Raw genomic sequence first — 15,269 nt, forward strand, 5'->3', positions numbered from 1 at the left:
CGCAGCCGGCCTCCACCCAACCGGGCCCACGACTCCCATCCGAGATTTACGGCACAAGCCCGTCCCTGTAACGAGCCGGCATGCAGCCATACCCATCTGCACGGGCAATACGCCCCCTGCGGCAGCGGCCCCGCGCGGGACCTTGCGCTCAGGGCGCCTCGGCGGTGATGAGGCCGCGCTGGAGGTCGACGGTGATCCGCTGTCCCTCGATGACCGTGGCGCTGGCCAGCAGGAAGATCTCCACGAACTCGTTTCGCTCCTCCTCCGGCATCTCCGAGGAGGCACTGGAGGCATTAAAGGTGCCGAACATGGTGTCGTGGGCGCCGGCCGAGTACAGGATCAGTCGCTGCATGGCGGTCTGGTCGTCCGGCGATGGTGCAGCAGTATCCAGGACCGGTTCGCCCAGCTTCTGCTTGATGGTGGAATAGAGATGAAACAGGTATTCCGCCGCGCTTTCGCGCCCGCGCCGATCCTGCAGGGTGAAATTGGCGGAGACCGCCTGGCCACTGCGGGCACGTAGCACGATGTGCTTCGACTCGGGCTGCTCGTCGGCGTACGGGTTCAGGATGTTGGCCACGATGTCTCCAGAGCGGAATGGACGAGCCGGGGAGACTACGAGACCCCCTTTGAGATTTCCACGGCGGCCCTGTCGGCCGAGGGGTTATCCATGCTGGTGGATACGCGATGAGGGCCACCGGCACCGACGAGTCAGGGGCCGGTGGCCTCGGTTTGTTCGGGCGGACCACGGGGAGGCTGCGCGCCCTTTCCTGTCGCCGAAGGAACTAGCACTTGGAATAGCCGCAGTCGCGGCAGGTGGGGCAGCCGTCGATGATCTCGAGGTGGCCGCCGCACTGGGGGCAGGGGGCTGCGCCGATGGTTGTTTGAGCCGGTGCCTCCAGGGTCACGGCTGCGGCGGAATCAGGGGTTAGGTCCTGGTCGCGAAAGGTGGCAGCAAGCTCGCGCAGCGGGCGCGGCTGGCCGTCCGGATCGAGGAAGCCGCGGCGCTGGAGGATTTGTTGCAGGGCGTGGGCAATGGCCGCGACCTCGGAGGGATGGTAGAGGGGCTTGCCGTATTCGTTGGTGCCGCAGCGGACCGGGCCGCGATCCCAGGTGACCTTGCGCAGGTCGCGCAGGGCGTGGGTGGCGTAGCCCCCGCGGGCCGCCAGCGACAGGCTGCGCATGGTGGCGGAGATCCACTGGTAGGACTCGGAGTGCTGCCCGGTGGGCAGGAAGAATTCGATCGGGCGCTCGATGGTCACACGCTCGCCGCCCACCGTGCCGGAAACGGCCACGAAGCTGACCACGAGGTAGACCGTCTGCGGCCCCTCCTGGGTCCAGTAGCGGACCTTTTCGGTGACCGACTCAAGCTCGCCCTCGGGGCGCGACGGGATACGCTTGCCCAGCGGGTTATCGTCGCCCGGCGGTGGACTCTCTCCTGCCGCAACATCCGAGCGGCGAACGGCGATGATGGGCTGGTCGATCCGGTGCATCGTGTCCTCCCCGATGACGTCAGACATCGTCGTAGTAGCCCTCGTCCAGCGCCGCGAAGAGATTGGCGGCGGTGTGCACCTGGCCCTCGTACTCCACATCTTCGTCGCCGCGCAGGGTCACCTCCTGGCCATCCGCCAGGGTAAAGGTGTACCAGGTGCTGCGCAGGCGCTCCGGGTCCATCAGCACGCCCATCTGCGCCTGCGGGTTCGGCCGGTAGGTGGTGCAACCCTTGAGCCCCGCGCGCCAGGCCTGCAGGTAGACCTGCTGAAAGTCTTCGAACGGGAACTCGCTCGGGACATTGAGCGTCTTGGAGATGGCCGAGTCCACCCACGGCTGGGCGGCGGCCTGCATGCGGATGTGGGCGTCCACGCTGACCTGGTCCGCGGTGATCGCGTTGGCGGGCAGATCCCCCGGCCCCGCCTCGGCATCGACCAGAGCGCGGTAGGCCAGCAGTTCGAAGGAATAGCAGTCCACCGCCTCGCGGGTACGCCGCCCGGGCTGGCGGATGTTGCGCGTGGTGTGGTGGAGAAAGGTCGGCTCGATGCCGTTGCTGGCGTTGTTGGCGACCGAGAAGCTGATGGTGCCGGTGGGCGCGATGGAGGTGGCGTGGGTAAAGCGCGCGCCCTCCTCCGCCAGCGCCGCGACCAGGGCCGGGTCCTCCCCGGCGATGCGCTGCATGTAGGCGCTGAAGCGCGCGTGCAGCTCGCGCCCCTTCAGCACGTTGCCGACCCGATAGCCGGCCTCGGCCAGCGCCGGCTGACGACGCAGCATGTCCGCGGTCAGCGTGAAGTCCTCGTCCATGATCGGCGCCGGGCCCTTCTCCCGCGCGAGATCCAGCCCGACCCGCCAGCTCTCCAGCGCGAGACGTCGACAAACCTCCCCGGTGAAGGCTGCGGCCGACTCGGATCCGTAGACCTCCCCCAGCATCGCCAGCGCCGAACCGAGCCCGAGGATACCCATGCCGTGGCGGCGCTTGCGCAGCATCTCGGCGCGCTGCTCCGGCAGCGGCAGCCCCGAGATATCCGCGACGTTGTCCAGCATGCGCGTGAATACGCGCACCACGCGCTCGAAACGGGCCCAGTCGAATGTCGCGTCTTCGGCGAACGGCGCAGAGACGAACCCGGTCAGGTTCACCGACCCCAGCAGGCAGGCCCCGTCCGGCGGCAGCGGCTCTTCGCCGCAGGGGTTGGTCGTTCGGATCACCTCGTCGAACCAGGCGTTGTTCTGGCGATTGACCTGATCGATCAGGATAACGCCGGGTTCCCCGACGTCATAGGTGCTGCGCATCAGGGCCTCCCACAGCTCGCGGGCACGGACGCGGCGGTAGATGCGGCAGGCGACGCGGCCCTGTTCATCGACGCGGTAGTCGTCCTCGATCACCGGCCAGTCGCGGTAGACGATGTCGGATGCGGCCACCTGGTCCCGCTCTACAGGCAACAGCGGGAAGGCCAGCGCCCACTCCGCGTCGCGCTCCACCGCCTCCAGGAAGGCGTCGCGCACCAGCACCGAGAGATTGAACTGGGTCAGCCGCCCCTTGCGGCGCTTGGCGAGGATGAAGCGCTGGATGTCGGGGTGGCCGACATCCAGCGTCGCCATCTGCGCCCCGCGGCGCCCGCCAGCCGCGCCGATGGTCCGGCAGGTCTGGTCGAAGATCTGCATGAACGCGACCGGACCGTTGGTCGGGGCCCCGGCGCCCGCGACCAGCGCACCTTTCGGGCGCAGCGTGCTGAAGTCATAGCCGATGCCGGCCCCGGCCTTCAGCGTCAGGCCGGCAGCGGTATTGGCATCGAGGATGGCCTGCAGGGAATCGCGGATCGTCCGCGAGACGGTGCAGTTGATCAGCGTGGTGTGCGGCTTGTACGCCTCGGCCGCGGCATTGGCCAGGATGCGCCCGGCCGGGATGGCGCCATTGTCCAGCGCCCAGCGGAAGTCCCGCTCGACCTGCGCGCGCTTGCCCGGCACCTCGACCGCAGCGAGCGCCCGCGCCACACGGTCGAACATCGACTCCACCGAACTGTCCACGGGCTCGCCCTGCGCATCGCGAAGCTGATAGCGCTCGGCCCAGATCGCATAGGACGAGGGCTGCAACGGCACGTCGAGCGACGTGTCCCGAGGGGGTAGCGCGTTGTCATGCGATTGCCAGCTGTCGCCCATGATGGCCCGCCGCTCCGCGTTCGATCCGGGGCTTCAGGAAGCCCGTTCTCCGATCATGGGCGCCGGCGGCGGACGCTGCAAGGCAGCGCGGCCGGCATCCATCAGAAGCGGTCGAGGCTGGCGAGCGGGTTCGGCAGGTCGCGGATGCGCATCCAGGAGGCGATGCTGGCGCGCCAGCGGCGAGTGGACAACACGGCATGAGGAACAGCACCAGCGTCCCCGCCCGCGGCCGGATGCGGCGGATCTCGCACCCTTCGCGCTCGTAGATCGCGAACTGCCCACCGTCGCGTTCGCGTCAGTGGCGGTTCAGGTAGGACATCAGCGACAGGCGGCGGCAGTTACCGGCCTGGAAGGCGCCCACGTCCCAGGCGTAGTGGGTGCCCGGGCGGATACAGGGCGAAGTGCGATTCCGTCTCGAACAGGCCCGGGATCAGCGACCGCCTCACCTGCAGCCGGATCTCGTCCAGGCGCGCCATGAACGCCTGCCGGGCGGGGCTCGAACCATCCAGCCAGTGAATCCAGTCGCCACGTGTAGACCGGTCGCGATGGCGCTCCCCCGCACGCCCGATCCGCGCCTGCTCCAGCCGCGCCGCATCCCGCAGCGCATACACCTCGTCGCGCAGGGCGTCGACCGTCGACGCGGGCAGGAAATCAGGCCAGACGAACAACTGATCGCTCGCTAGGGCATCTAGCCAGTCATCCGGCTCGCGGGTTCCGGGGAATGCAACATCAGACGGCCTCGGCAGGCAGGCCGGAACGATCTCGGTGGGGGATGGCCACTCGGGCCGCGGGAGAGGCAGATTCACGCGCAGGGGTCGTCCATTCGGGCCGCCGTGGTGGCACACAGGCAAGTGCTTGCCGAAGCAGTATACCGGGCAAATATCCGCTTAATCGGGGTAGCACCCCGCTTCACGGGACCCCGGCGCGATAACGAGGGGGTAACGGCGTGCCTTCCTCGGCGTTCATTCATCATTATTCTTAGGCAGAAGGGAGCCCTCCGGACGACAGGGGTTCTGGCGCGGCCGGGTCGCCTATGTTCGGCACCGCACGGACCCAGTTCTCGTTCTTCCACTAGATTTTCTCCGTAATCAGGTTCCCGGCGGACAACCCGACGCGCCGCCTGACCGTTCCCGGCACCCGCAACCCTTGCAGGGCACCGATCCGGTCACCCCGCCCATCGATGGAGAAACAAAGCCATGACGCTTGAATATGGAAAGTCCCGACTCCTGGTACCAGCCCTGCTGGCAGCGTCCCTTGGCCTGAGTGGCTGCGGTGGCGGGGGCGGCGGTGATGGCGGCGGTGGCAACACGGCTTCCGGGATCACGGTGGTGCCGAAGAGTTTCGATTTCGGGATTATTACGGAAGGCAACGAGGATCACGTGCTCCCTCGGCAGTTCATCATCCGCAACGAGGGAACAACAACCCACAACATCTCGAGCATGAGTCTGTTTGGGGATCACCCAAACCAGTTTGAGCTGGACGAGTCGGGTGGCAACGCCCCCTGCGGAGCGCCCCCGTTTGACCTCCCGGCCGGCGGCAGCTGTACCGTTGTGGCTGAATTCAAGCCTGTGCGTCTCGGCGAGTTCAATGCCCTGTTGGTTGCGCAAAGCGATGACCCCAACACCCCCACGTTCGGGGGCGTTCTGAGGGGCACTTACGAACCAATCAAGTCGATCCACGTCAACGTCAACCAGGTCAACGCGTGCGCCTTTCCCCCCAAGGCATTTGTGTCCGTCACCGACCAGGCCGACTTCCCCATTCCGAACTTGGTCGCTGGCGATTTCACTCTTGCAGGGTTCGCCCCCGGTAGTTATGGCGTGCAACCGATCAGCCGAAACTACACCGACCTCTCTCTCAGCATCACGATGGACTATAGCGGCAGTATCACCGACTTCCCCGACGCTGTAGACAACATGGAGGCGGGCGCGACATCGCTGGTAGACGCGATGCAGGACAACGATGAGGCGGACATCATCAAGTACGCCGACGATGTCAAGCCCATGACCGAGTATTTCAAATCCGACAAGGACATACTGAAGGCCGCGATCAACAATCCGCCCGACCTCGGCAGAGACACCGCGTTCTACGGCGCAACCGAGGAAGCCATCGCACGGTTCGATAATCCCGGCAGCAACAACGACAGGAAGGCCGTCATCGCTTTGACCGACGGCGAAGATACTGTTGTTGAGGACACGGAGGCCGCGCTGCACGACACTATCGGTGAGGCGGTAGGAGCGGATATCCCTGTTTTCACCATCGGGTTCGGCGAATTCCTTCAGGAAGCTCAGAAAGATGAACTACAAAGGCTCGCGGACGGCACGGGCGGCTTGTTCTACCAGCCAGCAAGTGACGCCAACCTCCAACAGGCCTTTCTGCAAGTGGCCCTGCTACTCTTTGAGTATCAATATGTGATCGAGTTCGACGACCTCTCAGATAAAGAAGGAACCTCACTTGAGGTCACCGTAGCGTACGAGGGTGTCAAGGACGCGACAGGGACCAAGACCATCCAGGCTTGTTCGGGACCGTAATTCCGGCATTCGCCCGAAAGCCATTTTCGGTGCGGGGACGGCGCTCGTTGCGGAAGCCGACGATATCGGCGGTGATGTCCGTCAACCAGGCCGCGTTCGGACACGATGGATGGAGCCGCCGGTCCAGGTGGCTCCATCCACCGGCCGGCGCGGCCTCATCCCATGGTCGTCACGACGAACGCCCGCTTCCAGACCGGGCGCAGCCCCTGTTCCCGAATCCGATGGCAGCCCCGGCAGCGGCCGGCATCCAAACGTGGACTTCACCAGGAGAAATCGACTTGGGAGCCGCAAGACACGACACCTTCGCGCCTCCGGGGCGTTCGCCTCCGCGCACGGGCGCGAGGCGTCTCCGGAAAACCGGAAGCCGCATGGGCCGGGACTCGACCCCACTTGGCGAAAGCGGCATGCTGAACAATGCAGGATCGGGGAATCAGGGGCATCCACGCGAACGGGTACATTAAATCGTGTTCCCCCAGGCCCTATTTCAAGACGCGATCCGACTCGACCTAGCGAGAACCGCCGGGGCCAGCCAACCGAATAAACCGCGAACGCCGTTGACGATGCCACCTTCGCCCCGACTTGTGCCCTTACTCCCGCTCTGGATCCTCAGTGCCGGGCTGCTGGCGGTCACGGCATGGCTGATCGCGGGTCTCGTCTGGTCGATCGCCGTTCCGGGGTACACCTACCCGTCGGGCACCACGGTCCACGCGGAACGGGCAACCGCCAGTCGCCCCGCCCCGTCTCCTGGAGCCGATGCCCCTACTCGGTCCGGGTTTTCCCGAAGCGCCGAATTCACTCCCTTCGGCAGCCCCCGGCAAGCGGGCCAACAGGCCATCGAGAACGCGCCGGAGACCCGCCTGAGTCTTGAGCTCCTCGGGGTCCTGGCGACCGGACAGGGCAACGGTAGCGCGATCATTTCCGCAGGGCGGGCCAATGTCGAGCTCTACCACGTGGGCGACACCATCGGGAACCAGCTGGCGACACTGCATCAGGTACACGCGGACCGGGTCATCCTGGAGCGCGAAGGCCGACTGGAGACACTGCGGCTCCCGCGGGGCGACGAACTGCGAGTCGATGGCGGCCGCTCCGATACCGATCAGCGCTCGTCACAAACCACCGGTTCCCCAGCGCCGATCACGGCCAACATCAGCCGATCCCGCTGGCTCGAGGACCCGCAGCGCGCCATGAATTCGCTGCGTGCCCAGCCCGTAATGCGGGATGGCGCGCTGCTGGGCATTCGGGTCACCCCGACGCGCAACCAGCGCGAATTCGAACGCGCCGGTCTTCAGGAAGGCGACATCATCACATCGATCCAGGGGCAGCAGGTCCGCGACATCGAAGACCCCGAACAGATCCTCGCTGGACTCGGCAACACCGACCGGGTGAACATCACCATAGAACGTGACGGGCAGACCCTGCCGCTGACCATCGAGTTAACCGAATGAGCCTTCGACTCCGCCTTGGCGCCCTTGCACTGTCCCTGATCTGCGCAACGGGGTCCGTCGCAGCGGACGAGCTGACGCTTAATCTTCGCGACACCAACATCAGCAACCTGATCGATCTTGTGTCCGAGGAAACCGGGACCAATTTCATCGTGGACCCACGGGTGCGCGGCAACATCACGGTCGTTTCCAGCCGCCCCGTGCCTCGGGACGAACTGATGGATCTGTTCCACGACATCCTCAAGATCCACGGATTCGCAGCCATTCCGGGCGAATCGTCCACCCGCATCGTGCCCGACGCGCAGGCCAAGCAGGATACGCCCACAATCCTCGATATCGAGGCAGAACCGGACGCCGACGTACGGGGCGGGAGCATTGTCACCCACGTGATCGCATTGCGGCATGTCGCCGCCGCCCAGCTCGTTCCGGTCCTTCGCCCGCTGATCCCGCAAGGGGGGCATCTTGCGGCGGCCACCGAGCCCAACACGCTGCTGATTTCGGATACGCGCAGCAACGTGCATCGCATCCGTGCCCTCGTCGAACGCATGGACCTGCCATTCGCTGACGATTTCGAGGTCATTGAACTCCGGCACGCCCGCGCCGGGGAACTCGCCGAGCAGCTGCAGGTTCTGGCCCGGGAGGGCACGGGAGAGCTCGCCACACCCCAGGTCCTCGCGGATCGTCGCAGCAACGCCATCATCCTCTCCGGGCGCGAGGAGTCTCGCCTGCGCCTGCGCGGGCTCATTGCCCAGCTTGACCGCGAGATGGAAGAAGGGAACGCACGCGTGCACTACCTGAAGTATGCGCGGGCCGAGGAGGTTGCCGAACTGCTGCGCAACATCGCCGAAAAGAGCCCGGATATCGGCCCCGACGAACAGGGCGGAAACAGGATCCACATCGAGGCACACGAGTCCACAAACGCCGTGGTGACCTACGGCCCCTCCGACTTCATCCGCGACTTCGACATCATCGTGGAGCAGCTCGATATCCGCCGGGCGCAAGTCCTGGTCGAAGCCGTCATCGCGGAGGTCTCGTCGGATCGCGTGCAGGACCTCGGCGTGCAGTGGGGCGCCATCGGAAACAGCGGTGCCGGGGTCCTCAACTTTTCCGGCCCCGGGTCACGCGGGATCCTCGAACTCGCCGCGGGCGTGGAGGGGTTCCTTGACGGGAGCGTGTCCTCCCCCCCGGATATCGGGGACGGCCTGACCGCCGGGGGCGTGGGGTCGACCGGAAGCACGCGGATCGCGGCCCTAGTCAACATGCTGCAACGCGACACCTCCAGCAACATCCTGTCCACCCCCAGCCTTCTGACACTGGACAACGAGGAAGCCGAGATCGTGGTCGGCCAGAACGTGCCGTTCATCGTCGGACGCTCGATCGAGGATTCGGGCCAGGCCTTCGACACGATTCGTCGCGAGGATGTCGGGGTGAAGCTTCGTGTGCGGCCTCAGATCAACCAGGGCAATGCCGTGCGCCTGGAGATCGAACAGGAGGTCTCGCAGTTGGCGCCGGGTACTTCCGGCGCGGCCGATCTCATTACCAATACCCGGACACTGAAGACCCACGTCCTGATCGATGACGGCGACATGCTGGTGCTCGGCGGGCTGATTGAAGAACAGCAAACGGACAGCGAGGCGCGCGTCCCCGGGCTGGGCAGCATCCCCGGGCTTGGACGACTCTTCCGGGCGGACCGCAACCAGACCGAGAAACGGAACCTGATGGTGTTCCTGCACCCGCGCATCGTCCGGGACAGCGCCCGCGGCGCCGAGCTGACCAGCGAAAAGTACAGCTTTATCCGCGGCGAGCAACTGCGCGAGCAGGCGCGCACCCAGCAGCGCAGAAGCCCGGTCCTGCCGGAATGGGAGCGCCTGACCCAGCTCCCGCCGAGCTTCGAAGATGTCCATGGCCATCGCGACTGAATGGCCGAGGGTACCCAGGCCATGAGCGCAGGGGCGACCCGGGAACTCGTGCCGGACGACCCGAACGCGCCCGGGACGCCGGTGACCGGTACGTTCACCGTGAGCTACACATTCGCGCGCCGGGTCGGCGCCGTGCCCGGCAATCTGGTCGCGGGCAAGCGCCAGATCTTTCTGCGCCACGACGCCGATCCGCAAGGACTCCTGGAACTGCGCCGACGCAGCCCCGAGCCGCTGAACCTGGAAACCGTCGATGACAAGACCTTCGAGCAGCGGCTGCGCGAGCGCTACGAATCCTCCAGCTCGCGGGCCATGCAATCGATGGAGGAGCTGGATGGCAACCTCGACCTGTCGAGCGTGGCGGAATCCCTCGCCGAGCCGCAGGACCTCCTGGAGGCCGAAGACGATGCCCCGATTATCCGGCTCATCAATGCGCTGCTGACGGAGGCGGTACGGGAAAACGCGTCGGACATCCACATCGAGCCCTTCGAGAGTCGCCTGGCCGTCCGGCTGCGTGTGGACGGCGTCTTGCGCGAGATTCTGACCCCGCCCGCGGGGCTTGCATCGCTCATCGTCTCGCGCATCAAGGTGATGGCACGGCTGGACATCGCGGAGAAGCGACTGCCACAGGACGGACGCATCTCCCTCAGGGTCGCCGGCCGCGCGGTGGACGTGCGCGTCTCCACCCTGCCTTCGGGCCACGGAGAACGCGTGGTGATGCGACTGCTGGACAAGCAGGCCGGCCGCCTCGACCTCACCCACCTGGGCATGGATCCGGATACCCGTGACACCCTGGAACGGATTGTCACAAGGCCGCACGGGATCGTGCTGGTCACCGGCCCGACCGGGTCGGGCAAAACGACAACGCTGTACGCAGCGCTGACCCGGCTCAATGACCGCAGCCGCAATATCCTGACCGTCGAGGACCCGATCGAGTACTACCTCGACGGGATCGGCCAGACCCAGATCAACAGCCGTATCGACATGACCTTCGCCCGCGGGCTGCGAGCCATCCTGCGCCAGGACCCGGATGTCGTCATGGTCGGCGAGATCCGCGACGTCGACACCGTCCAGATCGCGGTGCAGGCGAGCCTGACCGGTCACCTGGTGTTTTCCACCCTGCACACCAACTCCGCGATCGGGGCCATCACGCGCCTGCGGGACATGGGCGTGGAGCCGTTCCTGCTCTCGTCGACCCTGAACGGGATTCTCGCCCAGCGGCTGGTACGGGTCCTGTGCAAGGACTGCCGTGAACCCCACCCGGCATCGCCACGGGAATGCGAACTGCTGGGCGTAGCCTCCACGGCACACCCCACGCTCTACCGTGCACGCGGCTGCCCGAGCTGCAACGAACTCGGCTATCGGGGCCGGACCGGCATCTATGAGCTGGTGGAGGTGAACGAACGCCTGCGCACACTCATTCATGACAATGCCAGCGAACAGGCCATGGTCCGGGCCGCGCGCGAGAACAGCGTGAGTCTCCGCGCGGATGCCTGCCGGCGCGTGCTCGACGGCACGACCAGCCTCGAGGAAATGCTGCGCGTCACCGAGGCGGGCTAGGGCCATGCCCGCCTTCGAATACCAGGCGCTGGACGCAGCCGGCCGAACGCACAAGGGCGTGACCGAGGGGGATACCGCCCGCAGCGTCCGGTCCCAGTTGCGCAGCGAAGGCCTGACCCCACTGGATCTGCTCGAAATCGGCGAATCCTCGGCCGCCACCCGGGGTACCCGGACCCACTCGGGACGCGGCGGGGCCGGCGGCATCGGCGCCCTCGACCTCGCGCTCGCGACACGTCAGATGGCCACGCTTGCGCGCGCCGGCCTGCCGGTGGAGGAATGGCTGGCGACCGTCGCACGCCAGTCCGAAAAGCAGAAGGTGCGCAACATCCTGAGTGCCGTGCGTACCCGGGTCATGGAGGGGCACTCGCTGGCCCAGGCGCTGGGCGCATTTCCGCGCGCGTTTCCCGAGATCTACCGCAGCACCGTCTCGGCCGGCGAGGCCTCCGGGCATCTGCACCTGGTACTGGAGCGTCTGGCCGACTACCTCGAGAATCGCCACGCGTTGCGGCAAAAGGTCATGCTCGCCCTGATCTATCCGGTCATCCTGACCCTAGTGGCCCTGGGCGTGACCGTGGGCCTGGTTGTCTATGTCGTACCCGAAGTGGTCCAGGTCTTCGAGGGCCTGGACCAGCAGCTGCCTACCCTGACCCGCATGCTGATCAGCACCAGTGATCTGTTGCGAACCTATGGTCTGTACGCGCTAATCGCCCTGGGCGTGCTCGTGGCGCTGCTGGCCCACTGGCTGCGCAAACCCGGGCCGCGCATGCGCTTCGACCGGCTGGTCCTGCGCCTCCCGCTCGTGGGGCGCCTGGTCCGGGGGCTCAACACGGCCCGGTTTGCACGCACCCTCAGCATCCTGTCCGCCAGCGGGGTGTCACTCCTGGATGCGCTGCGAACCGGCGCCGAGGTCATCGACAGCCGCCCCATGCGCGCCGCAGTGGAGGATGCCTCGCTGCGAATCCGCGAGGGCCGCAGCATCGGTCAGGCCCTGGAAGAGACGGGATACTTCCCGCCGATCACCGTACACTTGATCCGTAGCGGCGAGTCCAGCGGACGGCTCACCGAGATGCTGGAACGGGCCGCCGAGACCCAGGAACAGGAGGTCGAATCCCGTATCAGTATCAGCATGGGCCTGTTCGAACCCTTGCTGATCCTGACCATGGGCGGCATCGTCCTGGTCATCGTCCTCGCCATCCTGCTCCCGATCTTCGAACTCAACCAGCTGGTGAATTGAACATGCAAGAACCCCGCTCTGCCTGCCTTGCGCGTACCGGATTCCGCGGTGCCCGGGGTTTCACCCTGATCGAGATCATGGTGGTGGTGGTCATCCTCGGCATCCTCGCGGCGATCGTGGTCCCTCGCGTGATGGACCGCCCGGACGACGCCCGGATCACCAAGGTCAAGCAGGATATCCGCACCATTGAAACTGCTCTGAATCTCTACCGTCTGGATACTTCCCGATATCCCACCACCGACCAGGGACTGGATGCGCTGGTGGAACGCCCGCGCAGCGGCCCGGAAGCCCCCCAGTACCGCCAGGGCGGCTACATGGACCGCCTGCCAAGCGACCCCTGGGGCAACCCGTACCAGTACCTGCACCCCGGGCGACATGGCGACTTTGACGTCTTCAGCTATGGCGCCAACGGACGCCGCGGTGGCGAGGGGATCGAGGGCGAAATCGGCAACTGGAACATGGACGAGTTCTGAGGACGCCAATGGCGACCCGCCGCGCACGCCCCACCGGCTTTACCCTGATCGAACTGCTGGTCGTGATGTTCGTGATCGGCGTGGTGGCCAGCATCGGCGTGCTGTCCATGAGCCAGCTGGGCAGTCGGAGCCTCGAACAGACCGCCCGCCAGCTGGCTGGCCAGATTGAGCTCGCCCGGGAACACACCCTGTTGACCGGCCAGGCGCTGTCCATCGGTATTGGCACGGAGGGGCTGGTCATTCTGGAGCGCCAGTGGATCGACGATGCCCAGGTCACCTGGACACCGATCGAGCGGGGGCCGCTGGGTCCGCGGGACTTCCGGCAGCACGGGCTGCAACCACGGCTTTACGTGGACGGGCGGCGAAGCAGCCTCCGCGAAGGGCCGGAACATAACCGCATCGCCATCAGCAATAGCGGCGACATCGAACCCTTTGAATTGGTGCTGGAACACCCCGACGGGCAAAGCGGTCTCGTACTCCGGGTCGAACGGGGTCAACCCATCCAGGCCTTCGAACACCCGCCACCGGCACGCGGCGAGCCACGTCACTTGCTGATGGCCCATCCGGGACAGCCCAACTAGCCATGCTGGCACGCGGCACACGGCGCGGATTCACGCTCCTCGAGGTCCTGATTGCCCTGGTGGTGCTCGGCGTCGCCCTCGGGGCCCTCATCAAGGCGGGCAGCGAACACGCACGCAATACCGCCTACCTGCAGGAACGTACGCTGGCCGGATGGGTGGCCGGCAACCTGCTCGCCGACTACGAGGCCGGGTTGCGGCGAGTCGATGTCGGTACCGAGCACATCCAGTCCACACTCGCGGACCGCGAATGGGAGGCCCGCATCGAGATCACCGATACGGTCATCGACGCCCCGCTGGAGCTGCCGGCGGTTCGCCGTATCGAGGTCCGGGTGTGGCCGCTCGATGGCGACCCCGACCATCCTCTCGTCCAGGCAACCGGCTATGCATTGCCCTGACGTGCCGGCACATCGGTCATGTTCTTTCGGCGCCTCGCGCGGCTTTACCCTGCTGGAGCTGCTCGTGGCCGTGGCCGTGTTCGCCACCGTCGGCGTGCTCGCCATCGGCGGACTGCGTGCAGTGCTGATGGCGGACCATGCCACGCAGGCCCAGAGCCAGCGCCTGGCGGAGCTGCAGGTCACACTGGCTGTGCTGGAACGCGACCTGCGCCACAGCATCGAGCTGCACCCCCGCGACGGCTACGGCGACCGCCTCCCCGCCCTGCGCTACAGCCCGGTCACGGACCCGCGACAACTGGAGCTGGTACGGGCGGGAAGCGGGGAACACGGCCGCCTCGCGCGGGTCGCCTGGAGAGTCAGTGAGCGGGGGCTGGAACGGGTCACCTGGCCGGTGCTGGACGGTGCCCTGCCGGAGTCCGAGCAGGTGCGCCTGTTTCTGGACCGGGCCGCGCACGCCGGGAGAACCCCCACGGCGAACGGCCGGATGGCGCGGGACACGGGCGATGAACTGGAGATCCGCTTCGACTTTGTCGATGGCGACACCCAGGAGGTCACGGACAGCTGGCCGCCGCTGGATGGCGGCGACCGCCGACCGGCGCAGGTGATCGTCCGCCTGGTCGTGCCGGGACTCGGACCCGTCGAGCGCCGCATTGCCCTGCCGGGGGCCCAGTGAGGGGCCGGCATTCGGGTGCCGCGCTGATCACCGCCCTGCTGGTGGTCGCGATCGCCAGCGTGACGGCGGTCACCATGACCATGCGCGACAGTCAGCAGGTGTTCCGCGCGGCCACCATCCAGGACCAGGATCGGGCGCGGCACCTGACCCAGGGGGCCGAAACCGTCGCCCTGCACATGCTGGAAAGGCTGCCAAACTACGACGACCTGCCGTGGGACGGCTGCGCGTCTCCGACATTGCCACTGGAGTTGGAGGGTGTCGGCGTGCGCGCCCGCCTGGAGAACCTTCACTGCCGCTTCAACCTCAACAGCCTCGGGCGCGCCGATGACCCACCCCTTGAGGCCTTCGCCGGCCTGATCGAGCACGCCCTCGCGGCAACCGAGGGTCAGTCGGGTAACGCCCAGCGCCTGGCGGTCGCCGTACATGACTGGATGAACCCGGAAACGGACGACCCGGTATACCGCGGCCTGGAACCGCCCCGACTCAGCGGCAACCGCCCGATGCGCCTCGCGTCGGAGTTGCTTCAGGTACACGGGTTCGATCCGGACCTCTGGCAGGCACTGGCGCCCTGGGTCGTGGCCCGGCCGGGCACGGACAACGCCATCGACATGGAACGCGCCCCGGACCCCGTCACCACCGCGGCGCTGGGTCAGGCGACCGAACAGAGCCGCGACATTCGCTATTTCCGTCTACAACTGGTTGTCCGCATCGCCGGACGGGATTATTTTCACTGCGCGATCCTCGATGGCCCCAACGGGAGTACCATTATTCGCGAACACGCCCCCTGCGAACCCTGAACAAGAAAGCCGGATGCCTGCAGAC

The 15,269-nt window shown here is 66.5% G+C and carries 13 protein-coding genes and 1 pseudogene; 10 read left to right on the forward strand and 4 right to left on the reverse strand.

All coding sequences use genetic code 11. From position 1 onward, the window contains the following. Window positions 1-148: 148 nt before the first annotated feature. The 4 genes and pseudogenes from G335_RS0106235 to G335_RS13825 form a co-directional block, all read right to left on the reverse strand. The gene (locus G335_RS0106235; protein WP_018144556.1) at window positions 149-577 is read right to left on the reverse strand and encodes a hypothetical protein; all 429 of its coding nucleotides are present in this window, start codon (window positions 575-577) and stop codon (window positions 149-151) included. A gap of 205 nt (window positions 578-782) precedes the next feature. Beyond that, the gene (locus G335_RS0106240) at window positions 783-1,490 is read right to left on the reverse strand and encodes a hypothetical protein (protein WP_026182036.1); all 708 of its coding nucleotides are present in this window, start codon (window positions 1,488-1,490) and stop codon (window positions 783-785) included. Window positions 1,491-1,509: 19 nt separating this feature from the next. Beyond that, the gene (locus G335_RS0106245) at window positions 1,510-3,645 is read right to left on the reverse strand and encodes an adenosylcobalamin-dependent ribonucleoside-diphosphate reductase (protein WP_018176196.1); all 2,136 of its coding nucleotides are present in this window, start codon (window positions 3,643-3,645) and stop codon (window positions 1,510-1,512) included. A gap of 101 nt (window positions 3,646-3,746) precedes the next feature. Further along, a pseudogene (locus G335_RS13825) lies at window positions 3,747-4,451 on the reverse strand (2OG-Fe(II) oxygenase). Window positions 4,452-4,841: 390 nt separating this feature from the next. Here G335_RS13825 and G335_RS0106260 point away from each other — a divergent pair. From G335_RS0106260 to G335_RS0106305, 10 genes are all read left to right on the forward strand, one after another. Further along, window positions 4,842-6,173, forward strand: a complete 1,332-nt coding sequence (locus tag G335_RS0106260) for a choice-of-anchor D domain-containing protein (RefSeq protein WP_018144560.1) — start codon at window positions 4,842-4,844, stop codon at window positions 6,171-6,173. A gap of 581 nt (window positions 6,174-6,754) precedes the next feature. After that, window positions 6,755-7,618, forward strand: a complete 864-nt coding sequence (gene gspC, locus G335_RS0106265; protein WP_018176198.1) for a type II secretion system protein GspC — start codon at window positions 6,755-6,757, stop codon at window positions 7,616-7,618. After that, window positions 7,615-9,534 (forward strand): type II secretion system secretin GspD, encoded by a 1,920-nt coding sequence (gspD, locus tag G335_RS0106270; RefSeq protein WP_018144562.1) that lies wholly within the window; start codon window positions 7,615-7,617, stop codon window positions 9,532-9,534. Before gspC ends, gspD begins: the two co-directional genes overlap by 4 nt. After that, the gene (gspE, locus tag G335_RS0106275) at window positions 9,535-11,091 is read left to right on the forward strand and encodes a type II secretion system ATPase GspE (RefSeq protein WP_018176199.1); all 1,557 of its coding nucleotides are present in this window, start codon (window positions 9,535-9,537) and stop codon (window positions 11,089-11,091) included. Window positions 11,092-11,095: 4 nt separating this feature from the next. Next, window positions 11,096-12,325, forward strand: coding sequence for a type II secretion system inner membrane protein GspF (gspF, locus tag G335_RS0106280; protein WP_018176200.1), 1,230 nt, complete (start codon window positions 11,096-11,098; stop codon window positions 12,323-12,325). 2 nt (window positions 12,326-12,327) lie between these two features. Further along, window positions 12,328-12,798, forward strand: a complete 471-nt coding sequence (gene gspG, locus G335_RS0106285) for a type II secretion system major pseudopilin GspG (protein WP_018176201.1) — start codon at window positions 12,328-12,330, stop codon at window positions 12,796-12,798. 8 nt (window positions 12,799-12,806) lie between these two features. Next, window positions 12,807-13,379, forward strand: coding sequence for a Tfp pilus assembly protein FimT/FimU (locus G335_RS0106290; protein WP_018176202.1), 573 nt, complete (start codon window positions 12,807-12,809; stop codon window positions 13,377-13,379). A 2-nt stretch (window positions 13,380-13,381) separates the two neighbouring features. Then, a complete protein-coding gene (gene gspI / locus G335_RS0106295; protein WP_018176203.1) occupies window positions 13,382-13,774 on the forward strand; it encodes a type II secretion system minor pseudopilin GspI in 393 nt (130 codons plus the stop codon). Beyond that, a complete protein-coding gene (gene gspJ, locus G335_RS0106300; protein ID WP_026304774.1) occupies window positions 13,761-14,447 on the forward strand; it encodes a type II secretion system minor pseudopilin GspJ in 687 nt (228 codons plus the stop codon). Before gspI ends, gspJ begins: the two co-directional genes overlap by 14 nt. Beyond that, window positions 14,444-15,244: a general secretion pathway protein GspK gene (locus G335_RS0106305; protein ID WP_018176205.1), complete on the forward strand. Its 801-nt coding sequence runs from the start codon at window positions 14,444-14,446 to the stop codon at window positions 15,242-15,244. The genes gspJ and G335_RS0106305 overlap by 4 nt, the downstream gene beginning before the upstream one ends. Window positions 15,245-15,269 lie beyond the last annotated feature (25 nt).

Origin of the sequence: Thioalkalivibrio sp. AKL8 (assembly GCF_000380525.1) — a bacterium.
Taxonomy (GTDB): Bacteria; Pseudomonadota; Gammaproteobacteria; order Ectothiorhodospirales; family Ectothiorhodospiraceae; genus Thioalkalivibrio; species Thioalkalivibrio versutus.